This is a genomic window from Glycomyces algeriensis, assembly GCF_027622855.1.
GTDB lineage: Bacteria > Actinomycetota > Actinomycetes > Mycobacteriales > Micromonosporaceae > Glycomyces > Glycomyces algeriensis.
Window position 1 is genome coordinate 347,046 of the sequence record NZ_JAPZVR010000005.1, and the last position, 25,008, is coordinate 372,053.

Here is a 25,008-nt window from a genome sequence, read left to right on the forward strand (position 1 = left end):
ATCGGCGGCCACCGACATCCGCGATCCGTCAGCGCAGCGGGCCCACCGCCGCTTCGATCTCGGCCTTGAGCGCCGGGCTCTCGAGGAGGTGCTTGACCTGCTCGATGACGGGGGCGAGGAAGTGGTCGGGGCCGGGCTTGCCGGCGATCGGGGCGACGGCGGCGATCGCGGCCCGCGCGGCCGGGCTGGGGATCAAGGGCTGGCGCAGTTGCAGGCCTTGGACTCCGGCGAGGAGTTCGACCGCGAGGAGCGTGCCCAGGTTGTCGATGATGGTGCGCAGCTTGCAGCCCGCGGCCCAGCCCATCGAGACGTGGTCCTCCTGCATGCCGGAGGTCGGCACCGAGTCGACCGAGGCCGGCGCCGCGAGCCTGCGGTTCTCGGCCACGATCCCGGCCGCCGTGTACTGCGCGATCATGAGCCCTGAGTTCACGCCCGGGTCCGGGCTGAGGAACGCCGGGAGGCCGCGCGAGCGCGTCACGTCGAGCAGGCGGTCGACGCGCCGCTCCGAGATCGAGCCGACGTCGGCCGCGGCGATGCCGAGGAAGTCGGCGGCGTAGCCGAGCGGGGCGCCGTGGAAGTTGCCGGTGGACTCGACGCGGCCGTCCGGGAGCACCACCGGGTTGTCGACGACCGAGCGCAGCTCCTGGGCCGCCGCGGTCTCGGCGTAGGCGAGCACGTCGCGCGCGGCTCCGGCGACCTGCGGGGCGCAGCGCATCGAGTAGGCGTCCTGCACCGCGTGCGCGGTGTCGTTGCGGTGGGAGTCCATGACCTCGGAGTCCTGGAGCAGCCGGTGGATGTTCGCGGCGCTCCTCGCCTGGCCCGGCTGGGGGCGGATCTCGTGGAGCTCGGGCTGGAACGGGCGGTCCGAGCCGAGCATCGCCTCGTTCGAGAGCGCGGCGCAGACGTCGGCCATGGCGAGGAGGTGGCGCAGGTCCGCGACCGCGAGGATCAGCATGCCGAGCATGCCGTCGGTGCCGTTGATGAGCGCCAGGCCCTCCTTCGAGGACAAGGTGATCGGCGTCAGCCCGGCGCGTTGCAGGACCGGCCCGGCGTCGACGCGGGTGCCGTCCTCGGCGCGGACCCAGCCCTCGCCCAGCAGCACCATCGCGCAGTGCGCCAGCGGCGCCAGGTCGCCCGAGGCGCCGAGGGAGCCGTGCCGCGGGACCCACGGCGTGATGTCGGCGTTGAGCAGCGCGGCGAGGGCATCGGCCACTTCGGGGCGGACCCCGCTGAGGCCCATGGCGAGCGAGCGCACGCGCAGCAGCATCATCGCCCGCACCACCTCGACGGGCATGGGGTCGCCGACGCCGGCCGCGTGCGAGCGGATCAGCGCGTGCTGCAGTTCGGCGCGGCGCTCGGGCGCGACGAACGTGTTCGCGAGCGCGCCGAAACCGGTCGAGACGCCGTAGACGGGACGGCCTTCGCGTTCGATCGAGTCGACGATCGCGCGACTGCGCGCCATGGCCTCGCGGGCCCCGGCGTCGATGACGACGCGGGCGCGGTCGCGGGCGACCGCGATGACCTCCTCGGGGGTGACCGGGACGGTCGTGATGTGGACTGCTGACATCGCTGCTCCTCAACTCACCGCGGTGCCGGCGCGGAAGACGGTGTCGATCAGGGGCGTCCCCGGCCGGTAGGCCAGGTGGACGTGCGAGGGGGCGTCGAGGAGCACCAGGTCGGCGCGGGCGCCGACTTCGATCCGACCGATGTCGGTGCGCCGCAGCGCATCGGCACCGGCAGCGGTGGCGGCCTCGAGCGCCTCGGCGGGCGTCATCCGCATCTCGCGGACGGCCAGGGCGATGCAGAACGCCATGCTGCTCGTGTACGAGGAGCCGGGGTTGCAGTCGGTCGCGAGGGCGACGCGGGCGCCGGCGTCGAGGAGGCGCCGCGCGTCGGGATAGGGCGAGCGGGTCGAGAACTCCGCGCCCGGCAGCAGGGTCGCGACCGTACCCCCGTTCGCAAGATCATCCACATCGGAGTCAGTAAGGTGCGTGCAGTGGTCGGCGGAGGCCGCGCCCAGCTCGACGGCGAGCCGCACGCCGGGGCCCGCGGTGAGCTGGTTGGCGTGGACCCGCAGGCCCAGACCCGCTGCGGCGCTCGCGGTGAGGACCGCGCGGGCCTGGTCCCCGTCGAAGGCGCCGCGCTCGCAGAAGACGTCCGCCCACTTGGCGTGCGGCGCGCAGGCCTCGAGCATGGGACCGGCCGCGAGCGCGGTGTACTCGTCGGCGTCCATCAAAGCGCCGTCGGCACCTTCAGGGACGGTGTGCGCGCCGAGGTACGTGGTCTCGGTGGTGAACTCGCCCGCGATGCGCAGCGACCGGGCCTCGTCCTCCACGGTGAGGCCGTACCCGGACTTGATCTCCACAGTGGTGGTGCCCTGGCGGAGCATCTCGGCGGTCAGGCGGGCGCAGGTCTCGCGCAGGCGGTCGTCGCGCGCGGCGCGGGTCGCGGTCACGGTGGTGCGGATGCCGCCGCCGGTGTAGGGCTCGCCGGCCATGCGGGCGGCGAACTCGCCGCTGCGGTCGCCGGCGAAGACGAGGTGGGCGTGGCTGTCGACGAAACCGGGGATCATGGCTTTGTTGTCGGCGTCGAAGTACTCGTCGGCCGCGGGCCGGTTGAGCCGGTGGCCGACCCAGGCGATGCGGCCGTCTTCGATGACGATCGCGGCGTCGTAGTGGATCGTGCCCTCGTCGTCGGCGGTGAAGAGCTCGCCGATGGAGTCGATCAGCAGGCTCATCGCCGGTCCTTTCGGTGGGCGGCATGGACGTTCCAGGGGCGAATCGAGGCCGGGGAGGCCGGTCCGATGCGGCGCCACGCGAGGCATGATGACGAGCCGCTCGACGGCGGCCGATGCGGCGCGAGATTTCGCGCCCACGGGCGGTGCGGCGCGGCGCGGCGCGATCGTGCGCTGCCCGGCACGATGCCGCCTGCCGACCGGCGAACCGGCACGTGGCCGCGCGGCCGCGCGCGATCCGATGCAGCGCGGTCCCATCGTGCGAGCCGCGATGCGACGCTGGCCGGTCGCGGGCGATCCGGCGCGGCGCAGCCCGACCACGTGCTCGCCGGTGCGATGCCGCCTGTCGGTTCACGTTCCGGCCCGGGGCCGCGCGGCGGCTTCGCCTGTCGGCAGGCGCGGCGGTCTGAAGTTGCATCGGTCATGTCCACAGCCCCTTGATGGCGGCGGCCAGTTCCGCACCCGCGTCGAGGCGCAGGTGCCTGCCGCCGGCGACGATGCGGCGCCCGTCGACGATCACGTCGGTGATGTCGGCTGCCGTGGCGGCGTAGACGACTCCGGAGGGCTCGATCCCGGCGGTGCGGGGCGTTCCCAGTCCCACCGCGACCAGGTCGGCCCGCGCGCCGACCTCGATGCGGCCCGCATCGGGCCAGCCGAGGCTGTCGTGCCTGGTCATGGCGTCCAGCAGCTCGCTCGCGGTGAATCGGCCGCGCTCCTCGCTGACGAGCCGCTCGTGCATCTCCACCGCCCGCGCCTCCTCGAACATGTCCACTATGGCGTTGCTGTCGGTGCCGAGCGAGAGCCGCACGCCCGCTTCGGCGAGCGCCCGCGCCGGGCCGAGCCCGTCGGCGAGGTCGCGTTCGGTCGTGGGGCAGAAGGACGCGGTCGTGCCCGAGCGGCGCAGCAGCTCGATGTCGTGCCCGGCCAGGTGCGTGGCGTGCACGGCGGTGAGGTCGGGGCCGAGGAGCCCGCAGCGTTCGAGCAGTTCCGTGGGGCTGCAACCGTGCACGAGGCGGCACGACTCGTTCTCGGAACGCTGCTCGGACAGGTGCACATGGACCGGGCGGCCCTCGGTCGAGCACGCGAACGCCGCGATCGCCTCGTCCGGCACCGCCCGCACCGAGTGCACCGCGCCGCCGATCACCGCGTGGCCCGGCGGCTGGAGCTTCTCGACCCGGTCGAGCCAGGCCTCCAGGCTCCCGTCGCCGAAGCGCCGCTGCACCGGTTCGAGCGGCAGGCCGAAACCGCCTGCGAGATAGAGGGTGTCGAGCAGCGTGATCCTGATGCCCGCATCGGCCGCCGCCTGGATCAGGGCCTCTCCCATGGCGTTCGGGTCCGCGTACGGGCGCCCGCCCGGCGAGTGGTGCAGGTAGTGGAACTCCCCCACCGTCGTGATCCCGGCCAGGGCCATCTCGGCGTAGACCCCGCGCGCCAGCCGGTAGTACGAGTCCGGTTCGAGGCGCCCGGCGAGGGCGTACATGCCGTCGCGCCAGGTCCAGAACGTGCCCTTGCCGGCGTGGGTGCGACCGCGCAGCGCCCGGTGGAACGCATGCGAGTGCGCGTTCGCGAACCCCGGAAGGGTCACGCCCGCAAGCACATCACCGCGCCGCTTGCTGTCGGGCACCACCTTGGTGATGCGGCCTTCCGCGACCTCGATCGCCACCGCATCGGCCGGTCCGCCGGGCAGCAGGGCGTGCTCGGCCCAGAAGGTCAGCACGCCAGGTCCCGGAGCACGGCCGCGAGCGCGTCGACGCCTGCGGCGCAATCCTCGTCGCTCGCCGACTCGCCGGGCGCGTGGGAGACACCGGTCGGGTTGCGCACGAACAGCATCGCCGTCGGCACTTGCGCGGACAGGACGCCCGCGTCGTGGCCCGCCGCGGTCGGCAGGACCGGTGCACCGCCCAGGACCGCGGCGATCCGGTCGCGCAGGGACGCGTCGAACTCGACGACCGGCGACTCCGACTCGCGAACGATCGCCGCCCTCGTACCGTCACGCCCCGCCCGTTCAGACACTTTGGACTCGAACCCGGACAGGATCTCGCTGAGCACCGCCTCATCGGGGGCCCTGGCGTCGAGCCACGCGGTCACGCTCGCGGCGATCGCGTTGGTGGCGTTCGGCTCCACCTCGACCCGGCCCACGGTGGCGACGCCCCCTGCCAGGCGCGCCTCCTTGCGGGCGGCGAGGACCGCGAACGCGAAGGTCAGCATCGGGTCGCGCCGGTCGGGCAGGCGCGTGGTCCCGGCGTGGTCGGCCTCGCCGGTGAACGTGAGGCGCCAGCGGCCGTGCGGCCAGATCGCGGTGGCGACGGCCACGGAGGATTCGCCGCCGTCGAGGGCGCGGCCCTGCTCGATGTGGAGTTCGATGAACGCGGCGATGCGTTCGAGCCGTTCGGGATCGGGCCCGAGAAGGTCCGGTTCGGCCCCAGCCGCTCTCATGGCCGCTTCGAGCGTGACCCCGTCAGGGTCGGTGAGCGCGCGGGCGCGGTCGGGGTCGATCACGCCGGTCATGAGGCGCGAGCCGAGGCAGGGGACGCCGAAGCGCCCGCCCTCCTCCTCGGTGAACGCGGCGATGCCGATGGGCCGCTTCGGGTTCGCGCCGTCGGCCCGGAGCTGGTCTACGGCGAGGAAGGCCGAGACGATGCCGAGCGGGCCGTCGTACGCGCCGCCGTGCGGCACCGAGTCGAAGTGGCTGCCGGTGAGGATGGCTTTGTGCGGGTGCGGGGCATCCGGGTCGATGACCAGTTCCCGCTCCGGGTCCCACCAGGCGTAGAGGTTCCCGTTGCGGTCCTCCTCGTAGCGAAGGCCGCGCAGTTTCGACTGCGCGTGGAACCAGGTCCGAAGGTCGAGGTCGGGCTCGGTCCAGGAGAACCGCACGTACCCGCCCGACTCGGCGCGGCCGATCGGCGCAATCTCATTCCACAGTCGACGGAATTCCCCCGCGTCCATGTCAATCCCCGTTCACAGTTGCCGCGCGTTCGCAGTGCCGTGTCGTTCACGGCGGCCGTGTCGTTCAAGAGCGCCGTGTCGTTCAAAAGCGCAGTCGGCCGGTCTCAGGACTCCTTGGCGGGCACGCGGACGCCGTGGTCCGCCGCGACCCGCTCGGCCTCCTCGTATCCGGCGTCCACGTGGCGGATGACGCCCATGGCCGGGTCGTTGGCGAGCACCCGTGCGAGCTTCTCCGCCGCGAGCGGCGTGCCGTCGGCGACGGTGACCTGCCCGGCGTGGATGGACCGGCCGATGCCGACGCCCCCGCCGTGGTGGATGGACACCCAGCTCGCGCCTGAAGCCGTGTTCACGAGGGCATTGAGCAGGGGCCAGTCCGCGATCGCGTCCGAGCCGTCCTTCATGCCCTCGGTCTCGCGGTAGGGGCTGGCGACCGAGCCGCAGTCCAGGTGGTCGCGGCCGATCACGATGGGGGCCTTCAAGGTCCCGTCGGCGACCATCTCATTGAACCGCACGCCGGCGACGTCCCGCTCGCCGTGCCCGAGCCAGCAGATCCGGGCCGGCAGGCCCTGGAACGCGACCCGCTCGCGGGCCAGCGAGATCCAGCGGTGCAGGCTGCGGTTCTCCGGGAACAGGTCGAGCACGGCCTGATCGGTCGCGGCGATGTCGGCCGGATCGCCTGAGAGCGCGGCCCACCTGAAGGGGCCCTTGCCTTCGCAGAAGAGCGGCCGGATGTAGGCGGGCACGAACCCGGGGAACGCGAAGGCGCGCTTGAAGCCGCCTTCGAGGGCCTCCCCGCGGATCGAGTTGCCGTAGTCGAAAACCTCGGCGCCCGCGTCCAGGAAGCCGACCATGGCCTCCACATGCTGGGCCATGGAGGCCCGCGCCTGCTCGGTGAAGCCCTCCGCGTCCGCCCGCGCGAGCTCGGCCGCCTCGGTGCAGGCGACTCCGGCAGGCACATAGGACAGTGGATCGTGGGCGGAGGTCTGGTCGGTGACGATGTCGATCTCGACCCCGCGCCGCAGGAGCTCGGGGAAGACCTCGGCGGCGTTGCCGACCACGCCGATCGACTTCGCCTCGCCGTTGCGCTTGGCGGCCATGGCCTGCGCGATCGCGTCGTCGAGGTCGGCGGCGACCGTGTCGAGGTAGCGGGTCCGCACGCGCCGCTCGAGCCGTTCGGGGTCGACCTCCACGATCAGGCACACGCCGTCGTTCATCGTGACCGCGAGCGGCTGCGCCCCGCCCATCCCGCCGCATCCGGCCGTCAGTGTGAGCGTCCCTTTGAGACTCCCGCCGAAGCGCTTCTCTGCGACGGCGGCGAAGGTCTCGTAGGTGCCCTGCAGGATGCCCTGCGTGCCGATGTAGATCCACGAACCGGCCGTCATCTGCCCGTACATGGTCAGGCCCAGCGATTCGAGGCGCCGGAACTCGGGCCAGGTGGCCCAGTCGGGCACCAGGTTCGAGTTCGCGATGAGCACGCGCGGGGCCCACTCGTGGGTGCGCATGACGCCGACCGCGCGGCCGCTCTGGACCAGCAGCGTCTCGTCCGCCTCCAAGGTGAGGAGGGTCCGCAGGATCGCCTTCAGGTCGTCGCGGCTGCGCGCGGCCTTCCCGGTGCCGCCGTAGACCACCAGGTCCTCGGGGCGCTCAGCGACCTCGGGATCGAGGTTATTCTGGAGCATCCGGTACGCCGCCTCGGCCTGCCAGGTCTTGCAGTGCAGGTCAGGGCCGTGTGGTGCGTGCATCTGTCCGCTCCCCGCTCGTGCGGCCGCCATCAGAGGTTGCCGCGCTTGGCCTGCTCCTTCTCCAAGGCCTCGAACAGGGCCTTGAAGTTGCCCTTGCCGAAGCTGAGCGAGCCGTGCCGTTCAATGATCTCGTAGAACATTGTCGGCCGATCCTGTTGCGGCTTGGTGAAGATCTGGAGCATATAGCCGTCCTCGTCCCGGTCCACCAGGACGCGCCGCGCCTGCAGCTCCTCGATCGGCACCCGCACCTCGCCGATGCGTTCCCGCAGCTCAGGGTCCTCATAGTAGGCGTCAGGGGCCTCCAGGAACTCGACGCCTCGCTCACGCATGGCGTCGACGGCGGCGAGGATGTCGCTCGTCGCGAGCGCGATGTGCTGGACGCCGGGTCCGCCGTAGAACTCCAGGTACTCGTCGATCTGCGACTTCTTCTTGCCCTCGGCGGGCTCGTTGATCGGGAACTTGATCTTGCGGCTGCCGTTGGCGACCACCTTGCTCATGAGCGCGGAGTACTCGGTGGCGATCGCGTCGTCGACGAACTCGACGATGTTGGTGAAGCCCATGACCCGCTCGTAGTAGCGGACCCACTCGCGCATCTTGCCGAGCTCGACGTTGCCGACCACGTGGTCGATGGCCTGGAAGAAGCGCTTCTTCGGCGGCGCGACCATGGGCTCGGCGGCGACGAAGCCGGGCAGGAACGGGCCGTCGTAGTTCGACCGGTCGATGAGGACGTTCCGGGTCTCGCCGTAGGTGCCGATCACCGCGCGGCGGACGGTGCCGTGCTCGTCCGTGAGGTCGTGCGGCTCCTCGATCGCGATGGCGCCCTGCTTGATCGCGTGCTTGTAGTTGGCGTCCACATCGGGCACTTCGAGTGCGACTTCGATGACGCCGTCGCCGTGGGCGGCGTAGTGCCGCGTGGCCTCGGCGTCGCCGGTGACGCCGCCGGCGAGGACGAAGACGACGCCGCCGGACTTGAGCGCGAACTCGGCGTGCTCGCGGAAGCCCTGCTCGGGGCCGCGGTAGGCGAACAGGGTCATGCCGAACGCGGTGGAGTAGTAGTGGGCGGCCTGGCGGGCGTTGCCGACGTAGTAGCGGACGTGGTCCCAGCCCTTGATCGGGAAGGCGTCCTCGCGGATGTCGTGCTCTACGGCGCCGACAAGATCGGCATCACTGGGGCGGTTGGCAGTGTCGACCATGGCGGCCTCCTCGTCCTTGTGGGGCGGTCGTCTTGATCATTGTTCAGATTCTGAGACTGGGCAAGCAGTTGTCGAAAAGCTAGTCAACTTGCGCATATATGGCAACGTCCTCATCGCTAGACTAGGCAATATGACCACTGAAACTGGAATCGATGCGCTCGATGCGAGGCTCATCGAGCTGTTGGAGGCCGAACCGCGCATCGGCGTGTTGGAGTGCTCGCGGCGGCTCGGGGTGGCGCGCGGGACCGTGCAGGCGCGGCTCGACAAGCTGACGCAGCGTGCGGTCGTCCGGGACTTCGGGCCGCGGGTCGAGCCCGCGGCCCTCGGGTATCCGGTGACGGCGTTCGTGACCCTGGAGCTGCGGCAGGCGGTCGGGCACGCGCACATGGCGCAGCGGCTCGGGAGGATTCCCGAAGTCCTTGAGGCGCATACAGTTACGGGCCAGGGCGACATGCTGTGCCGGATCGTGGCGCGCACCAACGCCGAGCTGCAGGGCGTGATCGACCGCGTGCTGGCGAGCGAAGGGGTCCAGCGCGCCACGACCGTGATCGCCCTGGCCGAGCAGATCCCGTACCGGACCCTCCCGCTCGTCAAGCAGGCCGCGGGCGAGCCGGCTGCCCCGAACGCCACTCGCCCGGACGGGCCGACCCACCCGAACGAGTGACGTTCAGGCGGGCAAGCCTTTTCTGGCCCGATTCCTGTCGGACCCGGCTGCGACGATCGCCCTGAACCTTCCTTCCCCTCTCGGGAGGGTGGGGGTTGGTGGGTGGCCTTCTGCGGGCCTCACGATTTCGCGGGAAGGATCGTCCCGGTCACCTCGCCCAGACCGATCTCGCCGCCGTTCGCGCCGCGCGCGGTCGCGCTGATGACGACCGTGTCGCCGTCCTCGAGGAACGTGCGGCTCTCGCCCTCGCCGACCGTGACCGGGTCCTTCCCGCCCCAGGTCAGCTCCAGGAACGAGCCGCGCTGCCCCGCCTCGGGCCCGGAGACCGTGCCGGAGGCGTACAGGTCGCCGGTGCGCAGCGAGGCGCCGTTCACCGTCATGTGCGCGAGCATCTGCGCCGGGGTCCAGTACATGCCCGCGAACGGCGGGCGCGAGACCTCGGTGCCGTTCCAGTGCACGGACAATGCGAGGTCGTACCCGAACCGCTCGGCCTCCTGGAGGTAGGAAAGCGGGGTCGGGTCCTGCGCTGGCGCAGGGGCTTTCGCCCGTGCCAGCGCGTCGAGCGGTGTCACCCAGTGCCCGATCGAGGTCGCGAACGACTTGCCGAGGAACGGTCCGAGCGGCACGTACTCCCAGGCCTGGATGTCGCGTGCGGACCAGTCGTTGACGAGGACGACGCCGAATACGTGCTCGGCGAAGTCGTCGGGGCTGACCGGGGTCCCGAGGTCGGTGCCGACGCCGACGACGAAGCCGACCTCCGTCTCGATGTCGAGGCGCGTGCTCGGTCCGAATTCGATCGGCGCGTCCTTCGACTTGCGCTGGCCGCGCGGCCGCACGATCGGGGTCCCGGAGGGGACGACCGTGCCGGCGCGGCCGTGGTAGCCGACGGGGAGGTGCTTCCAGTTGGGCAGCAAAGGCTCCGAGTCGGGGCGGAAGAGCCGGCCGAGGTTCGTGGCGTGGTCCTCGGAGGCGTAGAAGTCCACATAGTCCGCGACCGCGAACGGCAGGTGCATGCGGGCCTTGGCGACCGGGGTGAGGAGGGTCGCGGACTGGTCCTGGAAGCGGCGGTCGCCGAGGAGCTCGGTGAGCTGGTGGCGCACGAGGCGCCACGCGGGCGGGCCCATGGCCATGAAGCCGTTGAGGTCGTGCTCGTGGAACGCGGGCCGGATCCAGGGCAGGAAGAACGTGCCGGTCGCGAGTCCGCGCAGGTCGAGCACCTGGTCGCCGATGCGGACGCCGATGCGCGGGGCGGGGTCTTTCGTGGTGGAGAAGACGCCGTACGGGAGGTGGTCGAGGCCGAACGGGCCGTCGTCGGCCCCTTCGATCCAGCTGGAGGCGGTCATGCGACGTCCTTTTCGTGCGAGGTCCCTCGGTGCAGGAGTCCGAGTTCGGTGAGGTCGTGGAGCGGTTCGTCGATGCTGCAGGAGCCGTAGCCGGTCCACAGGGCGCGGGGGCGGTCGAGGACGCGGAGCGCGCGGGCGGCGAGGTCGGCGGCGTCGGTGCTGGCGAGGGTCGCGGTGAGGTCGTCGGTGCGGGCGCCGTCGGCGGCGTCGGCGGCGGCGACCAGGACGTTCAGGAACCCGTGGTGGTCGAACCCGGTGGCAGGGTCGCGGTGGCGCACGGCCTGGTGGAGCCCGGCGGTGAGCTTGAACTGGAGTCCGCGGAGGCGGCAGCCGGCGATCGCGGCGGCGAGGGTCTCGGGTGCGGGGAAGAACTCGGCGGCGAGGCCGCCGGTGCGGAACTTCGCGGTGAAGCCGGTGGCACGCACGGCGTCGAGGGCGTCGTCGCCGAAGGGGAGCTCGGCGAAGACCGGTTTGCCCCAGGAGGGCGCGTGCCGCGCGAGGTGGTCGAGCGCGTGCCGGGACTCGTAGTGCAGGACGGTGACCTGCGGTCCGAGTGCGGCGACGTCGCCGGGGACCTGTTCGAGGTCGCCGTCGACGATGACGCCGATGCGCAGTTCGCCCCGCCCGGGGCTGAGTTCGCGGCCGAGTTCGGCGAGCCGCGACTGGGGTACCAGCAGCGGGCCGACCATGGCCTCGTACCAGGACTGGCGGTACCCGCGGTGGGCGGGGACGGCCGCTTGCATGGGCGCGCTGCCTGGTGGGAAGAGCGCCGCGTCGTCGATCAGGCCCCGCAGCATCGCGGGTATCGGTCCAACCATGGTGCCGAGCCTAGGCGGTTGCCGCAGCCGGGGTCCAGCGCTCCGCGCAGCCGGTGCGCGATTGGGCCCGGTCCGCGCGCGGGTGCGCGCGCACCTCTCGAAATCGAACGGCCGGAAGGTTATCCTCAGGGCATAACCGCCGCGGAGCGGGCGTCACCCTCGCCCGTCCGCGCACGACGAAGGAGTCGACGTGCCGTTCTACCGTTCCGTCGGGCAGATCCCCGACAAGCGACACACGCAGTTCCGCCAGGACGACGGGAGCCTGTACGCCGAGGAGCTGATGGGCCAGGAGGGCTTCTCCTCGGACTCCTCGCTGCTCTACCACCGCTTCCGGCCGACCGCGATCTCCTCGAGCAGCGAGCACCGGCCCGAGCGGGCCGAGCCGGTCGCGAACCACCCCCTCAAGCCCCGTCACTTCCGCACCCACAAGCTCAACGGCGGCTCCGGGGACGCGGTCTTCGGCCGCAACCACCTGCTGTCCAATGCAGACTGCCGCATCTCGTACGCGGTGGCCGACCAGCCGTCGCCCTTGTACCGCAACGCTATCGGCGACGAGTGCATCTACGTCGAGTCCGGTGAGGCGCGGGTCGAGACCTCGTTCGGCGCGATCGACATCGGCCAGGGCGACTACCTGATCATGCCGATGTCCACGATCTACCGGGTCGTCCCGAAGGGCCCCGAACCGCTCCGCACCCTGGTCGTCGAGTCGACGGGCCACATCACGCCGCCGAAGCGCTACCTCTCGGTGCGGGGCCAGTTCCTGGAGCACAGCCCGTACTGCGAGCGCGACCTGCGCAGCCCCGCGGAGCCGCTGCTCGTGGACGGCGAGGACGTGGACGTGTACGTCCAGCACCGGGGCCGCGGCAGTGCGACCCTCTGGACGAAGTTCACGTACGCGCACCACCCGTTCGACGTGGTCGGCTGGGACGGCTGCCTCTACCCGTGGGTGTTCTCGATCCACGACTTCGAGCCGATCACCGGCCGCATCCACCAGCCTCCGCCCGCGCACCAGGTGTTCCAGGGCCCGAACTTCGTCATCTGCAACTTCGTGCCGCGCAAAGTGGACTACCACCCGGACGCGATCCCGGTGCCCTACAACCACCACAACGTCGACTCCGACGAGGTGATGTTCTACTGCGGCGGCAACTACGAGGCCCGCCGCGGCTCCGGCATCGAGCAGGGCTCGATCTCCCTGCACCCCTCGGGCTTCACCCACGGCCCCCAGCCGGGAGCCGCCGAACGCTCCATCGGCGCCGACCACTTCGACGAACTCGCCGTAATGGTCGACACCTTCCGGCCCCTCGAACTCTGCGAACCCGCCCTCGACGTCGAGGACTCCGACTACGCCTGGACCTGGAACCGCGACCCGGCCTGACCTGCGTGACGGTCGGCTCCCCGGCACGGGCGAGCCGACCGGCGCGGTCAGCGCCCCGGTTCGGGCCAGGCTACTCGCTTGGCATGGTGCGCGTAGACGACCAGTGCGGTCAGCAGCGCGAGCACGCCCGCGAGCGTCATGATCGCCGCGGGCGAGGAGCGGTCGACGACGAAGCCTCCGGCGAGCGCGCCCATGCCGATGGTCGCCTGGAACGACGCGGTGAACAGCACCGATGAGGCCTCAATGGACTGCGGTGCGGCTTTGGCGAACCACGTCTGCGAGCAGACCGGGACGCCGCCGTACGCGAGCCCCCAGAGCGTGAGGAGCGCGATCGCCCCGAACAGGCCGTGGCCGAGGACGGGCAGCAGCAGCGTGCTCGCCGCGACCGCGGCCGCCACCGCCGCGAACGTGGCCCGCGGAAACCGGGACGCGGTTGCGCCGCAGAGGAAATTGCCGGCCATCCCGGCCGCGCCGTAGCCGAGGAGGACGACGGTGACCGTGGCCGAACCCGCCATGGTGACGTCCTCGAGGAACGGCGTGACGTACGTGTAGGCGCCGAAGTGGGCCGCCACGATCAGGAACGTCAGCACCAGCGCGAACCGCGTCCCCGCCCCTCTGAGCATGCCCACCAGCGCAGCCACGCGCGTCGGGCGCACGGGCGGGAGCTTCGGCACCGTGAGGACCAGTGCCGCGAGGACTGCGGTGCTGAAGACGCCCAAGACGACGAACGCCGTTCGCCAGCCGGCGATCTCGCCGATGAAGGTGCCCGCCGGGACCCCGAGTACCGACCCCAGCGGCACCGCCGAGAAGATCACCGCCGTGGCGCGGCCTACCGACGCGGGCGGCACGAGGCGGCTCGCCAGGCCGGCCCCGATCGACCAGAAGCCGCCGATGGTGACGCCGACGAGTACCCGGGAGACGAGCAGCAGCCAGTAGTCGGTGGCCGCTGCGGCGATGAAGTTGGCGCCTGCCAGCAGCAGGATGCAGGCGCACAGCATCGCGCGGCGGTCGAGGCGCGCCGTAGTGACCGTGACCAGCGGGGCGGCGATCGCGGCCAGGAACCCCGGCATGGTCATCATCAGCCCGGCCATGCCGTCGGAGACTGCGAAACCGGCGCCGATCGAGGTCAGCAGGCCGATCGGCAGGATCTCCGTGGTGACGATGGCGAAGATGCCCGCCGTCACCGCGACCACCCCCGGCCATCCGGTGCGGCTCGAGCGGATCTCGGGCGCGGTGGTGCGGGGCGGCGCGGTGGTGTGCATGAACGTGCGTCCTGTCGTGGTCCCGATGAGCGGAGTGCGTGCGTTCCAGCTCATCAGGCGCAGCAGCAGGATGCTGGCAGGTTTGCGACGTCAACGCTAGTAGAGGCGCGCGGCCAGGTCCTCGCTGTCGAGGTCGGTGGTCGGGCGCCATTCGGCGGCGTGGACCTCTTCGAGCCGCGGGGTGAGCTCGGGGTCGTCGCAGTCGAACCGGTAGCGGATGTCGAAGTGCCAGTGGGCGCCTTCGGCTTTGCGCGGGTTGGCGGGGATCGCGTGCACGTCGATGTGGATCGGGACCGGGTCGGCGAGGGTGAGGGCCGCGGGGTCGATGCCGGTCTCCTCCACGGCTTCCCGCAGAGCGGCGAGGGGTAGGGACTCGTCGCCGGGCTCCACATGGCCGCCGGGCTGGAGCCAGCGGTCGAGGCTCTTGTGGTGGATGAGCAGGACCTCGCCGGCGCGGTTGACGAGGATCGCGGAGGCCGTGACGTGGCCGGTCATGGTCGAGCGGTCGAACGCGTCCGGGCCGTTGAGGGCGAGGATCGGCGCGACGGCCTCGAAGTCCTCGGGCCAGCGCACCAGGTAAGCGGAGAGCTGGTCTTTGAGATGGGCGATGGAGATGGGCACCGCCGTATTCTGCCAGCGGCACGCCGGCGGCGGTGCCCCCGCCTCAGTCGACGGTGCTTCAGTCGGCCGTGCTTCAGTCGACCGTGAGCACGATCTTGCCGATCGCGCCGCCCGACTCCATGGCCTCGTGGGCCTTGGCGAAGTCTTCAAGTGGGAACGTCTGGGAGACATGGACTTTCAGGAGCCCGTCGGCGGCGAGGCGGGCGAGGGCCTCGAGGCCGATCTGGTCGGGTTCGACGAGCATGAAGTCGGTGCGGATGCCGCGCGCGACCGCCTCGGGGAACTCGGCGTCGCGCAGCGAGTAGTAGAGCTGGGCGAGGACGCCGCCGTCGCGGATCACCGAGACGGAGCGGGCGGCGTAGTCGCCGGCCAGGGTGGTGAGGGCGACGTCCACGTCGGCGACGACCTCGGTGAAGTCGACGGCGCGGTAGTCGATCACCTCGTCGGCCCCGAGGGCGCGCACGAAGTCGTGCTTGCCGGCGCTGGCAGTGGCGATGACATGCGCGCCACGGGCTTTGGCGATCTGGACGGCGAGGTGGCCGATGCCGCCGGCGGCGGCGTGGATGAGCACGCTCTGGCCGGCCGCGAGCCCGGCATTGTCCACAAGGGCCTGCCAGGCGGTGAGGCCGCACAGCGGGAGCCCGGCGGCCTCGGTGTGCGAGAGCAAGTCGGGCTTGCGGGCGAACTGTCGACTCGGGGCGGTCACGTACTCGGCGTGCGTCCCGGCCTGGTGGGGGAAGCGGGGCATCCCGAAGACCTCGTCGCCGGGCTTGAAGCGGGTGACGCCGATGCCGGTCTTCTCGACGACGCCGGAGACGTCCCAGCCGAGGATGAACGGCGGTTGTCCGATGTAGAGTCCGATCTCCCGGGCGGCCGGGTCGACGGGGTTGACGCCGGCCGCGTGGACGCGCACCTGGATCTCGCCGTAGTACGGTTCGGGCCGCTCCACCTCCTGGAGCGCCAGCACCTCCGGGCCGCCGAGTCGGGTCTGGGTCACGGCGCGCATCATCTCGGGCACGGCTGGTCCTTGTCTGCTATTTGCGGTGGGGGCTCGATTCTAAGCCGGGCGCGCGGCGGGGCCCGCCGACCGGCGGGCCCCGGCGCGCTCAGCGCTTGCGGCCGTAGGTGAGGCGCCGCAGCAGCTTCTCGGCCGGGCCGCGGTAGCCGCGGCGGTGGGCCAAGTACGCGGCCCACACGGTCAGCGCCCAGACGGCGACCGCGCTGACCTGCGAGACCAGGAGCGGGCTCCCGACGCGGTCGTCCAAACCGAGGAAGAACGGCGTGGCCAGGACCAGCCAGGCCACGGACTGGAACAGGTAGCCGCTCAGCGACCGCTGCCCCAGCGCGCTCACCGCGGTCACCAGGGTGCCGGCGGGCTTGCGGGTGAGGACGTGGGCGAGCAGGCCGAAGACCGCCGCGTACCCGATGCCGCCGAAGAAGCCCGAGGTCTCGTACAGGAGCTTCATCGCCGCGGCAGTGCCCTCGTCGGCGTTGACGAACCCGCCGCTGAGCAGTGCCATCGGCATCCCCGCGGCGACGGCGACCGCGATGCCGCCGAAGGCGGTCCAGCGCAGCAGCGGCAGGTGCCGCTCGGGCTCCTCGAGGAAGCGGCGGCGGCCGGCCCACGCGCCGACCCAGACCATGAGGATCATCGGCAGCAGCGTCAGGGTGTGCACCGGCCATTCGGCGAGGCGCTCCCCGACCGACTCGAGGTAGGAGGGCGCTTCGACCGAGGGGAACGGCGACACCGGGATCGCGGCGTCGCCCGACTGGAACCCGACCGCGAGCAGGGCGGCGAGGACGAGGACGTAGAGGCCGCCCACCGCGAGGTACCAGGGCGCGAAGCGGTGCACCCTGTCCGTGCGCTGCAGCAGCAGGAGCGTGAAGGCGATGCCGATGAGCCCGTACGCGCCCAGGAAGTCGCCGGAGTAGAGCAGCACGCCGTGGGCGATGCCGAAGAGGAACAGCCATCCGTTGCGGCGCAGCAGGACCCGCCGCACCTGGCCGGGGGTCGCGCCCGCCTGGGCCTGGCGGCGGGCGAGCTGGACGAGGCCGTAGCCGAACATGATCGCGAACAGCGGGAACGCCCGCGCGTGGATGAACTCCACCATGAAGAAGTTGTAGAAGCGCTCGAAGCCGTGCGGGTCGGTCTCGACGCCGGGCGCGCTGGCGAGGAAGTAGCCGGCGCTGTTGGCGAGCGCGATGAACAGGAGCATCGCGCCGCGCGCGAGGTCGGGCGCGAGGGCCCTTTCGGTGGAGCGCACGGGGCCGCGGCGGATGCGCGGCTCGGCGGGGGCGGTCTGAGCGGTCATGTCGATCCTTCGGGGTTCTCGGACGAGCAATTAATATCCTTGAGATACTATCCTAGAGATATTAATAGCATGTGCGATGATGCTCCCGCAAGCAGGGCGGCGAAGGGACGGAGGTGACCGCAGCGCATGGACGAGACGGCAGTGCCGGATGAGCTGGCGAGACTGTGGCGGATCGCATCGGAGTCCCGCCTCGGGCGGCCCGCGAAACTCGACGTCGGCCGCGTCGTGGACGCCGCCGTCGCGCTGGCCGACCGCGAGGGCCTCGCGGCGGCGACGCTGCCGAAGGTCGCCGAATCCCTCGGCGTCACGAAGATGTCCCTCTACCGGCACGCCGGGTCCAAGGACGAGCTGCTGGCCCTCATGCAGGACGCCGCGGCCGGGCCGGTGCCCTCCTCATTGGACGGCACGGGCCCGTGGCGCGAGCGGTTGCGGCTGTGGGCGAACGAGCAGCGCGCGGTCCTCGCCCGGCACCCTTGGATCGCGACCGCGCCGGTCTCCGGTCCCCCGCGCGGTCCGAACCTGATCGGCTGGTTCGACGCCGGGCTGCGCACGCTCCGGCTCACCGGGCTCGACTGGGGCGCGAAGGTCGGCGCGGTCATGCTCGTCGGCGAGTACGTGCGTGGCAATGCCCAACTGGCGCAAGGCCTCGAGGCCGCGCGCTCCGACACCGGCCAGGACCAGGCGGCGGCCGAGCAGGCCTACGGCCGCGCGATGGCGGCCCTGGTCTCCCCCGAGCGGTTCCCGGACGCGGCGGCGCTCTTCGCTTCGGCCACCTTCGAGGACACCGGCGCGGACACCGCCCAGCACGACTTCGACTTCGGCCTGGACCTCATCCTCGACGGCGTCGCCGCCGCGATCGAGGGCTAGCGCCTGCCCGCCGGAAAGTCCTGGTTCCAGTCCCAATCCGCGATCTGGGCTCGCAAGCGTTGCGCCGCAGGGGGAAGCCGCACCCAGTGCAGGCTGAGCGTGCGGAAGCAGTGCGGGTGGTCCACGCCCACCCAAGCGACGTCCGACTCAGGAAAGGCGAAGCGGGCGATCTGCGGGAAGATGCTCAGACCCAGGCCCGCGCCGACGAGCGTGTACGTGGCCGCCGGCTCGTCGATCTCGCAGATGATCCGCGGTTCGAGATTGCGGTCGGTGAAGAGCCAGTCGAGGAGGCGGCGCTGCCACTGGCCGCGCCGGGTGATGACGAACGGCTCGTCGGCGAGCTCCTCCACGGTGACATTGTGGACGCCCGCGAGGCGGTGGCCCGGCGGCGCGGCGAGCCAGACCTGCTCGACGTGCACGACTTCGGCGGTGGTGTCAGGGGCTTTCACCGGCTGCGAAGCGAGGCAGAGGTCGACCTCGCCGGCGCGCAGCGCCTGCTCCATCTCGTGCGTCCCCATCTGGCGCAGCCGCACCTCGACCTCGGGATTCGCGGCCTTGAACGCGGCGATCGGGCCGGTGAGCGGCAGGAACGTCTCCGACGCGAGCCGCACGGTGTCGGCGCCGCCGAGCACGGCCTTCGCGACCGCGCGGCGGCCCGCCTCGAGCTCGCCGAGCGCCCGCTCCACATGGTCGCGGAACAGAACGCCGGTCGCGTTGAGCCGCAGGCGGCCCGCGCGGTCGAACAGCGGCGCGCCGAGCTCCGCCTCCAGGCGGGCGATGGTGCGGCTGAGCGCGGGCTGGGCGACGCGGAGCTCGGCCGCGGCCCGGCTGAGGTGCTCCTCACGTGCGACCGCGAGGAACTGGTGCAGGGCGTTCAGCTCCATTGACGTCCTCTCATGCCCTCGGTGTTATAACACCATAGCGATATTGGTCTTTGGCGACTTAACCGCGAGATCATATCGTCGAGCGCGTGGAACGACGATCGACACTCGCGGCGGCCCCGGCCGCCGACCCGCCCGCGCCTCGGGCAGGCACGGCCGTCAGCGGCTGGGTGCTGCGCGCGACGGCGACCCTCTTCCTGATCTGCGGATTCGCACAGCCGGTGTTCGCGGGCGTGTACCTCACGGGCGACTTCGACGGCCTCACCTGGCATGTGGTGGGCGCCGACCTCTTGTCGTCCCTCAGCATCGTGCAGCTCGGCGCGGCCGTCGCGGTCTGGATCCGGGTGCGCCGGGCCTGGCCGTTCTGGGCCTCGCTCGCGCTGCTGCTCGGCGGGGTGGCGCAGTACTTCGCCGGGCTCGACGGGGCGCTGTGGCTCCACCTGCCCCTCGGCGTGGCGCTCATCGCCGGGATCGCGATCACGTTCGCGGCGTTGTGGATGCGGCCGCTGCCCCGCCGCGTGAAGGAGGCCGGGACCGATGCCTGAACACGTGTCGCGGCGCCGCCTGCTCGGCATCGGCGCGGGGCTGGGAACCGTCGCCGTGAGCGGCCTGGTCCTCTCGGCGGCCTGGGCCCGGCGCCCCGCCGCCACGGGCGACCAGCTGGTGAGCGAAGTGTCACTGCCGCAATCATTCTCGGTACCGCTGCCGATTCCGAAGGTGCTTGAGCCCGTCGCGTCCACGGCCGAAGGCGACCGGTACGAGATGGTGCAGATCGAGACCGAGGCCGAGATCATCCCCGGCCACTCCACTCGACTGTGGACGTACGACGGCACGTTCCCAGGACCCACCATCGAGTCCCGGCGCGATCGCCACGTCACCGTGGCGCACCGCAACGAGCTCCCGGTGCCCACTGTGGTGCACCTCCACGGCGGGCGCACCCCGGCCGCGTCCGACGGCTACCCGACCGACCTCGTCCTCCCCGAGGGCTGGACCGGCACCGCCTCGCACCACGGCATGGCCGACGACCTCGCGGTCGTCACCGATGTGCAGCGCGAGTACGGCTTCCCGCTCGACCAGCGCGCCGCCATGCTCTGGTACCACGACCACCGCATGGACTTCACCGCCCCGGCGATCTGGCGCGGCCTCGCCGGGCTCCACTTCGTACGCGACGACATCGAGGACGCCCTCGGCCTGCCCGGCGGCGACCACGAGATCCCGCTGATGATCGCCGACCGCGCCTTCGACGCGGACGGGCAGCTCAAGTACCCGTCCCTCGACCCGAGCCTGACCGGTGAGATCGGCGTCGAGGAGCCCTATACGGCGGGCGTCCTCGGCGACGTGATCCTGGTGAACGGCGCGCCCTGGCCCGTGCACGAGGTCGACACCGGGCTGTACCGCCTGCGGATCCTCAACGCCTCCAACGCGAGGCACTACGAACTTGAAGCGCTCACGGAGGACGGCCGGCGGCTCCCGCTCGTCCAGATCGGCGCGGATCAAGGCCTCCTCGCCGCTCCGGTCCGCCACGAGCGCCTGCCGATCGCGCCGGCCGAACGCTACGACCTGCTCCTGGACTTCAGCGGCCTACCGATCGGCGCCAAAGTGCGCCTCGCCAACCGGCTCGGATCCGGCCGCACCGCCGACGTCATGCAGTTCCACGTCGTCCGGGAGGGCGCGAGCGCCCCGATCCCCGAGACGCTCGCGAACGACCTGCCGGAATGGAACCGCTCAGAAGCGGTAGCGGTGCGCGACATGGCGTTCCGCGCGGGCCGCATGGACGGCCGCCACGGCTGGGTCATCGACGGGCTCCCGTTCGACCCGAACCGCACCGACGTCACGACCCGCCTCGGCGACATCGAGGTCTGGCGCCTCATCGCCGACGTCCACCACCCGGTGCACCTGCACCTCGTCGGCTTCCGCATCCTCGGCCGCGGCACCGGCACGCCCCTCCCCCACGACGCCGGCCTCAAGGACACCATCGCCCTCCGCCCCGGCGAGTCCGCCGAGATCATCACCCGCTTCGACGGCTACAAGGGACGGTATCTCTTCCACTGCCACAACGCCGAACACGAGGACATGGGAATGATGGCCAACCTGAAAATCACCTGATGCGGTTTCGCGGGGACCCGCCGCACCTGCGGCGGCAATATACTGCAGCCCTCCCCTCGAACACATGACTGGAAAGCACCGCAGCCCATAATGCGCAAATCCTCAACCGGTCGCTCTGGCAATCGGCTCCTTGAACCCAGCGTGCGCCGCGGCATCGCCCTCGCCATCGCATTCCTCGTATTCGCCTCGTGCGGCGTGGGGCTCCGTCTGCGCGACCGCACGGATCCACCGACCACGATCACCATTGGCGACATCGTCAGACCAGATCTGCGGGGTCCGCTGCCGACGACTGCCGATATCGAATCTTGGAAGTCCGCCTTCAGCGGATTCGCTATGCAATGGCCGGATAATGACGCACTCCAGACCTCCCGGCCGGACGACCTGATCTCCTTCGACGACCACTTCGACGGGTACCTGGCCGGCACAGCCGAGTTCGAGGGCACCAGCCTGACGGCGGTCATCGGCTTTGAAGACGAGGCGATCGCCTGGTTCACCTGCCACGCGATGGGCCCGCGAACCACTTCGGCCGACGCCTTTCTGCGGACTTGCTGGGCAGCCGCCGCCGTGACCGGAGCCGACCAGGACGCCGGAGCGGCCTGGGTCGACTCGGTCCTCGCGCTCGAGACGGAGGAGTTCACCGCAAACGCCGAGACGGTCTGCCCCGCCGTCCTCCTGGCGGCCGCCCTGAACCCGATGTCGGGCTACATCAACACCCAGATCACCATCGCCGCCGGCCAGAACTGCTGAGGGAACACGACATGCGACAACTCCTCAGTAGATACGGCCCGGTGCTCCTCTGGCAGTTCGCCTGGCTCGCGCTGGTCTCGCTGCCGCTCGCCACCCTGATCTACTGGCTGGCCTCCGACGGCACCTTCCTGATGTGGGCCTGGGCAGCCGGCGTACTCGTACTCGCGGCGATCGCGGCCTTCAACCTGAGCGAGCCCTTCGCCCGACTCATCTCGTGGCGTCATCGGTTCGGTCGACTCGCGGTCGACCCGGACCGCCGAGTCGTCGTCCTCATGCACTGCTGGCTCTCGTTCCCCGCCATTTTGCCGGGCGTCAACACGGCGAGCGACTGGGGATTCGCCTCCGGCATGCGCATGTTCGCGGTGATGTGGGTCGTCATGTTCGCGGGCGCATGGATCTGGTGGGCCCTGATCGGCCGCGGTTCTGCCGCTGCTCCCCTGCCGCCGCCCACGCTCCCGGGCTCAGCATTGGTCGATGCCCGGATCGTGTCCAACGGCGGCGATGAGGATCCCGACACGATTACAGTGTCAGTCGCCGCACGCGAGCCCGCGACGAACGACAAGGCTCTCTACTCGGTGATGCTCCTACAGCTCATGCCGTCCATCAAGGGAGGCGAGCGCCGCTGGAACGTCCGCATCGATGGCGAATCGGCGGCCACGGTCACCCAGACCTGGGAGCACCCCCGCTGGTGGCCGCCGATCGAGTGGACCGGGGACGCGTCTGCGATGTACGCCGGGAAGACGATCTCCTTCACACCGACAGGCAAGAAGGAACACGATTTAGGGCAGGCGCTCGCGCAGCTTCGCCGGCTCGCGGAGCATGGCTTCGCGGTTCTTGGCGGGATCGGCGGGAACCCGTTCGAGTACGCGCACTACCCGCAGGTCACGGCTCGACCGGCGGGCGGCCAGCCCAGCAGCTCGTAGCGCAGCTACCTGCTCTGCACCGTGCCCAGCGGGTGGTTGCCCTCCTCAAGCTCCGAAGCCGAGGTCTTCCACGCGACGTCATCGAGGCCGAGAGTGCTGCGCAGGTAGGCCGCAGTGATTCGCCGGATCAGCGCGACCCGTTCGGGGCTCGCGTCCGTCGTCTCCGCGGCGTCGTAGCCGGAGACGCCGCCGAGCGAGTGCTCCGCCCCGAAGAGCGTGAGCAGGCTCTTGCCGCCCGGGCTGAGGCGGTAGGCGTCGGTGAACCAGTCCGGTCCGCGCGTGGTCAGCGCGGAATCGTCGTTGTCCCCGGCGACGAAGAGCACGGGTGGCGTCATGCCGTCGAACGACGGGTTCATGAAGGAGAAGTGCTCGGCCGCAAAGGGCGCGAGGTCGTTGCCGCCCTTGCCGGGCAGGGCGAGCAGCGCGCCCGCCTTGACGCGCGGGTCGGACAGGTCCTCCCCCGGGGTGCCGTCGGCGGCGAGGACCCGTGCGCCGAGCAGCATGCTCGCCGTCTGCGCTCCCCACGAGTGCCCGGCGACGGCGATGCGGGCGTGGTCGAGGCGCCCGGCGAGACCCGGTGTCGCGGACTCCAAGACGTCGAGGCCGTCGATGACGCGCTTGAGGTCGTCGACCCGGATGCGCCAGATCTCCGGCGTGCGGGGGTCGTCGGCGGGGAGGCCGAGCGTCCGCGAGTCGAGGTGGGTGGGTTGCACGACCGCGAACCCCTGGGCGGCCCAGAAGTCGACCAGCGGCGCATATCCGTCCATTGAGGATCCGAAGCCGTGGGAGAAGACGATGACGGGCAGTCCAGTGCCGGTCGCGGGCGCGGAGACGCGGACCTGGAGATCGTCGCCGCGACCGGGCGCGGACAGGACGAGTGGTTTCGCTGTGGTGATTGTCGAGTCGGACATGGCAGTGGTCTCCGTTCAGTGGCGGTATTTGGCGCGACGGTCCCGGCTCTGGCACAATGGCCGAACCGGAACGCCGCTCCGTTAACAATACGGAGCGATGTTCCGGTTTGCAAGCCCGGGTGACGGAAGGAGCAATGCGGTGGACAACGACGGCCAGGAAAGCTCAGGCTCGAAGCGCAAGGACGCGCGGCGGAACCAGCAGGCCCTGCTGGAAGCGGCGGCCGAGGTCTTCGTCGCCTCGGGCGTGGAGGCGCCGGTCCGCGACATCGCCACCAGGGCCGGGGTCGGGATGGGCACCATCTACCGCCACTTCCCGACCCGCGCCGACCTGGTCATCGCGGTCTACCGCCATCAGGTCGACGCCTGCGCGGAGGCTGGCCCGGACCTGCTCGAGAGCGGCCCGACTCCCTATGCCGCCCTTTGGCAGTGGATCGACATGTTCGTCGACTTCCTGGTCACCAAGCACGGCCTCGCCGCCGCGATGCAGGCGGACAACGCCGGATTCGAGACGCTGCACGCGTACTTCCTCGACCGCCTGCTGCCGGTGTGCGCCAGCCTCCTCGACGCGGCGGCGGCCTCCGGCGAGATCCGCTCCGACATCGACGCCTACCAGCTCATGCGCGGCATCGGGAACCTCTGCATCGGCGACGACAGCGACCCGCGCTACAACGCCCGCACGTTGATCGATCTGCTCATCACGGGATTGCGCCTGCCGGACTGACGCGGCCTCAGTAGCGGCCGAGGGTGCCGCGCGATTTCGCGACGCGCTCGAGACGGTTGAACACGACCACGCCAGCGGCCGTGAGCAGGATCGGTTGCAGCAGTAGCCATCCCAGGCCCCAGACCGTGCCGAGGTCGGTCAGCGTCGCGCTGTCGAGGAGCATCGCGCGGGCGGCCTCGATGCCCGGTGCGACCGGGATGAGGGCGCGGCTGGCCGCCGCGACCGGGTCCGGGAGCGCCGACAGGGGCACGAGGGTGCCGCCGATGATCGCGTACACGGCGACCGATGCCTGCGTGATGCTCTCGATCCGCTTGAACACCAGCGTCAGCCCGCAGAGCACGAGCGCCAGACCGCAGGTGCCGACGACGATCGCGGCCGCCGGCACGAGTACGGCCGGCTCGAACGGGAACATCCCGCCCTGCACGGTCACCGCGACGAACCCGGTGGCGAGGAGCGCGGCGACCACGGGCAGTGCGCCGATCACCGCCGCGACCTGGCGTCCGAGGACCACGACGGCCGACGGCAGCGGCGTCAGGTACGTCTGCTCCAGGACGCCCGACTGGAGGTCGCCCAGGTAGCTCCAGAATACGCGGTTGATCTGCTCGTGGATGAACGCGAGCCCAACGAGTCCTATCAGGACCGGAACCAGCAGCTCCTCGAGCAGCTTTCCCCGTCCCATGAACATCACGATGAGGAGGTAGAACACCGGGAAGGTGATCATCTCGGCGAGGACGGCGCGCCAGCCGGCGACCAGTTCCCGCATGCCTTTGCCGACCTCGTTGCCGAAGGCGTTCGCCCAACCCGGAGACGCGAGCGCGGGAACGGAGAGCATGGTGGTCATG

At 71.1% G+C, this 25,008-nt stretch carries 23 protein-coding genes; 8 read left to right on the forward strand and 15 right to left on the reverse strand.

All coding sequences use genetic code 11. The features are described from left to right. Nucleotides 1-28: 28 nt before the first annotated feature. The 6 genes from hutH to hppD all read right to left on the reverse strand — a co-directional run bounded on the left by hutH (nucleotide 29) and on the right by hppD (nucleotide 8,615). A complete protein-coding gene (gene hutH, locus O2L52_RS12335; RefSeq protein WP_270115751.1) occupies nucleotides 29-1,567 on the reverse strand; it encodes a histidine ammonia-lyase in 1,539 nt (512 codons plus the stop codon). A gap of 9 nt (nucleotides 1,568-1,576) precedes the next feature. After that, nucleotides 1,577-2,737, reverse strand: coding sequence for an imidazolonepropionase (gene hutI, locus O2L52_RS12340; RefSeq protein ID WP_270115752.1), 1,161 nt, complete (start codon nucleotides 2,735-2,737; stop codon nucleotides 1,577-1,579). 418 nt (nucleotides 2,738-3,155) lie between these two features. Then, complete coding sequence (locus tag O2L52_RS12345; RefSeq protein WP_270115753.1) at nucleotides 3,156-4,451, reverse strand: formimidoylglutamate deiminase; 1,296 nt, start codon at nucleotides 4,449-4,451, stop codon at nucleotides 3,156-3,158. After that, entirely contained in the window at nucleotides 4,445-5,680 is a 1,236-nt protein-coding gene (locus O2L52_RS12350) for an allantoate amidohydrolase (RefSeq protein WP_270115755.1), read from the reverse strand. Before O2L52_RS12350 ends, O2L52_RS12345 begins: the two co-directional genes overlap by 7 nt. A 104-nt stretch (nucleotides 5,681-5,784) precedes the next feature. Further along, nucleotides 5,785-7,422, reverse strand: coding sequence for a urocanate hydratase (hutU, locus tag O2L52_RS12355; protein ID WP_309299878.1), 1,638 nt, complete (start codon nucleotides 7,420-7,422; stop codon nucleotides 5,785-5,787). A 29-nt stretch (nucleotides 7,423-7,451) separates the two neighbouring features. Next, complete coding sequence (hppD, locus tag O2L52_RS12360) at nucleotides 7,452-8,615, reverse strand: 4-hydroxyphenylpyruvate dioxygenase (RefSeq protein ID WP_270115757.1); 1,164 nt, start codon at nucleotides 8,613-8,615, stop codon at nucleotides 7,452-7,454. A 130-nt stretch (nucleotides 8,616-8,745) separates the two neighbouring features. Here hppD and O2L52_RS12365 point away from each other — a divergent pair, with 130 nt between their 5' ends. Further along, entirely contained in the window at nucleotides 8,746-9,279 is a 534-nt protein-coding gene (locus O2L52_RS12365; RefSeq protein WP_270115759.1) for an Lrp/AsnC family transcriptional regulator, read from the forward strand. Nucleotides 9,280-9,398: 119 nt separating this feature from the next. Here the strand turns inward: O2L52_RS12365 and fahA are convergent, their stop codons facing one another. Next, a complete protein-coding gene (gene fahA, locus O2L52_RS12370; RefSeq protein WP_270115760.1) occupies nucleotides 9,399-10,622 on the reverse strand; it encodes a fumarylacetoacetase in 1,224 nt (407 codons plus the stop codon). Next, the gene (locus tag O2L52_RS12375; RefSeq protein ID WP_270115761.1) at nucleotides 10,619-11,440 is read right to left on the reverse strand and encodes a hypothetical protein; all 822 of its coding nucleotides are present in this window, start codon (nucleotides 11,438-11,440) and stop codon (nucleotides 10,619-10,621) included. The genes fahA and O2L52_RS12375 overlap by 4 nt, the downstream gene beginning before the upstream one ends. 190 nt (nucleotides 11,441-11,630) lie before the next feature. Here O2L52_RS12375 and O2L52_RS12380 point away from each other — a divergent pair, with 190 nt between their 5' ends. Further along, a complete protein-coding gene (locus tag O2L52_RS12380; RefSeq protein ID WP_270115762.1) occupies nucleotides 11,631-12,815 on the forward strand; it encodes a homogentisate 1,2-dioxygenase in 1,185 nt (394 codons plus the stop codon). Between the two features lie 47 nt (nucleotides 12,816-12,862). On the opposite strand, the gene O2L52_RS12385 is transcribed toward O2L52_RS12380, so the two are convergent. The 4 genes from O2L52_RS12385 to O2L52_RS12400 form a co-directional block, all read right to left on the reverse strand. Further along, nucleotides 12,863-14,077, reverse strand: coding sequence for an MFS transporter (locus O2L52_RS12385; RefSeq protein ID WP_344471261.1), 1,215 nt, complete (start codon nucleotides 14,075-14,077; stop codon nucleotides 12,863-12,865). Nucleotides 14,078-14,173: 96 nt separating this feature from the next. Beyond that, the gene (locus O2L52_RS12390; RefSeq protein ID WP_270115765.1) at nucleotides 14,174-14,698 is read right to left on the reverse strand and encodes an NUDIX hydrolase; all 525 of its coding nucleotides are present in this window, start codon (nucleotides 14,696-14,698) and stop codon (nucleotides 14,174-14,176) included. A 73-nt stretch (nucleotides 14,699-14,771) separates the two neighbouring features. Further along, nucleotides 14,772-15,707, reverse strand: a complete 936-nt coding sequence (locus O2L52_RS12395; protein ID WP_270115844.1) for an NADP-dependent oxidoreductase — start codon at nucleotides 15,705-15,707, stop codon at nucleotides 14,772-14,774. A gap of 97 nt (nucleotides 15,708-15,804) precedes the next feature. Continuing rightward, nucleotides 15,805-17,010 carry a DUF418 domain-containing protein gene (locus tag O2L52_RS12400; RefSeq protein WP_270115767.1) on the reverse strand — a complete coding sequence of 402 codons (1,206 nt, stop codon included), beginning with the start codon at nucleotides 17,008-17,010 and terminating at the stop codon, nucleotides 15,805-15,807. Between the two features lie 126 nt (nucleotides 17,011-17,136). Here O2L52_RS12400 and O2L52_RS12405 point away from each other — a divergent pair, with 126 nt between their 5' ends. Continuing rightward, entirely contained in the window at nucleotides 17,137-17,877 is a 741-nt protein-coding gene (locus O2L52_RS12405; RefSeq protein ID WP_270115769.1) for a TetR/AcrR family transcriptional regulator, read from the forward strand. Here the strand turns inward: O2L52_RS12405 and O2L52_RS12410 are convergent. Beyond that, nucleotides 17,874-18,761 (reverse strand): LysR family transcriptional regulator, encoded by an 888-nt coding sequence (locus O2L52_RS12410; protein WP_270115770.1) that lies wholly within the window; start codon nucleotides 18,759-18,761, stop codon nucleotides 17,874-17,876. The two genes, O2L52_RS12405 and O2L52_RS12410, sit on opposite strands and share 4 nt — an antisense overlap. An 86-nt stretch (nucleotides 18,762-18,847) precedes the next feature. Here O2L52_RS12410 and O2L52_RS12415 point away from each other — a divergent pair, with 86 nt between their 5' ends. From O2L52_RS12415 to O2L52_RS12430, 4 genes are all read left to right on the forward strand, one after another. Further along, a complete protein-coding gene (locus O2L52_RS12415; RefSeq protein ID WP_270115771.1) occupies nucleotides 18,848-19,303 on the forward strand; it encodes a hypothetical protein in 456 nt (151 codons plus the stop codon). Then, nucleotides 19,296-20,864, forward strand: coding sequence for a multicopper oxidase family protein (locus O2L52_RS12420; RefSeq protein ID WP_270115772.1), 1,569 nt, complete (start codon nucleotides 19,296-19,298; stop codon nucleotides 20,862-20,864). Before O2L52_RS12415 ends, O2L52_RS12420 begins: the two co-directional genes overlap by 8 nt. A gap of 333 nt (nucleotides 20,865-21,197) precedes the next feature. Then, a complete protein-coding gene (locus tag O2L52_RS12425; RefSeq protein WP_270115774.1) occupies nucleotides 21,198-21,611 on the forward strand; it encodes a hypothetical protein in 414 nt (137 codons plus the stop codon). Nucleotides 21,612-21,622: 11 nt separating this feature from the next. Further along, on the forward strand, nucleotides 21,623-22,534 hold the full coding sequence (locus O2L52_RS12430) for a hypothetical protein (RefSeq protein WP_270115776.1): 912 nt from the start codon (nucleotides 21,623-21,625) through the stop codon (nucleotides 22,532-22,534). A gap of 5 nt (nucleotides 22,535-22,539) precedes the next feature. On the opposite strand, the gene O2L52_RS12435 is transcribed toward O2L52_RS12430, so the two are convergent. Further along, nucleotides 22,540-23,445, reverse strand: coding sequence for an alpha/beta hydrolase family protein (locus tag O2L52_RS12435; protein ID WP_270115778.1), 906 nt, complete (start codon nucleotides 23,443-23,445; stop codon nucleotides 22,540-22,542). Between the two features lie 139 nt (nucleotides 23,446-23,584). Between O2L52_RS12435 and O2L52_RS12440 the strand changes: the two genes are divergently transcribed. Then, nucleotides 23,585-24,166: a TetR/AcrR family transcriptional regulator gene (locus O2L52_RS12440; RefSeq protein ID WP_270115779.1), complete on the forward strand. Its 582-nt coding sequence runs from the start codon at nucleotides 23,585-23,587 to the stop codon at nucleotides 24,164-24,166. A 7-nt stretch (nucleotides 24,167-24,173) separates the two neighbouring features. Here O2L52_RS12440 and O2L52_RS12445 read toward each other — a convergent pair whose 3' ends face one another. Then, nucleotides 24,174-25,007 (reverse strand): ABC transporter permease, encoded by an 834-nt coding sequence (locus tag O2L52_RS12445; RefSeq protein WP_270115780.1) that lies wholly within the window; start codon nucleotides 25,005-25,007, stop codon nucleotides 24,174-24,176. Nucleotide 25,008: the final 1 nt, after the last annotated feature.

Coding starts and splice junctions, on each gene's coding strand:
- O2L52_RS12420 (WP_270115772.1), top strand. CDS start 19,296: ATGCCTGAACACGTGTCGCGGCGCCGCCTGCTCGGCATCGGCGCGGGG.
- O2L52_RS12435 (WP_270115778.1), bottom strand. CDS start 23,445: ATGTCCGACTCGACAATCACCACAGCGAAACCACTCGTCCTGTCCGCG.
- O2L52_RS12430 (WP_270115776.1), top strand. CDS start 21,623: ATGCGACAACTCCTCAGTAGATACGGCCCGGTGCTCCTCTGGCAGTTC.
- O2L52_RS12400 (WP_270115767.1), bottom strand. CDS start 17,010: ATGACCGCTCAGACCGCCCCCGCCGAGCCGCGCATCCGCCGCGGCCCC.
- hppD (WP_270115757.1), bottom strand. CDS start 8,615: ATGGTCGACACTGCCAACCGCCCCAGTGATGCCGATCTTGTCGGCGCC.
- hutI (WP_270115752.1), bottom strand. CDS start 2,737: ATGAGCCTGCTGATCGACTCCATCGGCGAGCTCTTCACCGCCGACGAC.
- O2L52_RS12385 (WP_344471261.1), bottom strand. CDS start 14,077: ATGCACACCACCGCGCCGCCCCGCACCACCGCGCCCGAGATCCGCTCG.
- O2L52_RS12350 (WP_270115755.1), bottom strand. CDS start 5,680: ATGGACGCGGGGGAATTCCGTCGACTGTGGAATGAGATTGCGCCGATC.
- O2L52_RS12410 (WP_270115770.1), bottom strand. CDS start 18,761: ATGGAGCTGAACGCCCTGCACCAGTTCCTCGCGGTCGCACGTGAGGAG.
- O2L52_RS12445 (WP_270115780.1), bottom strand. CDS start 25,007: ATGACCACCATGCTCTCCGTTCCCGCGCTCGCGTCTCCGGGTTGGGCG.
- O2L52_RS12425 (WP_270115774.1), top strand. CDS start 21,198: ATGCAATGGCCGGATAATGACGCACTCCAGACCTCCCGGCCGGACGAC.
- O2L52_RS12375 (WP_270115761.1), bottom strand. CDS start 11,440: ATGGTTGGACCGATACCCGCGATGCTGCGGGGCCTGATCGACGACGCG.
- hutH (WP_270115751.1), bottom strand. CDS start 1,567: ATGTCAGCAGTCCACATCACGACCGTCCCGGTCACCCCCGAGGAGGTC.
- O2L52_RS12395 (WP_270115844.1), bottom strand. CDS start 15,707: ATGATGCGCGCCGTGACCCAGACCCGACTCGGCGGCCCGGAGGTGCTG.
- fahA (WP_270115760.1), bottom strand. CDS start 10,622: ATGACCGCCTCCAGCTGGATCGAAGGGGCCGACGACGGCCCGTTCGGC.
- hutU (WP_309299878.1), bottom strand. CDS start 7,422: ATGCACGCACCACACGGCCCTGACCTGCACTGCAAGACCTGGCAGGCC.
- O2L52_RS12405 (WP_270115769.1), top strand. CDS start 17,137: ATGGACGAGACGGCAGTGCCGGATGAGCTGGCGAGACTGTGGCGGATC.
- O2L52_RS12365 (WP_270115759.1), top strand. CDS start 8,746: ATGACCACTGAAACTGGAATCGATGCGCTCGATGCGAGGCTCATCGAG.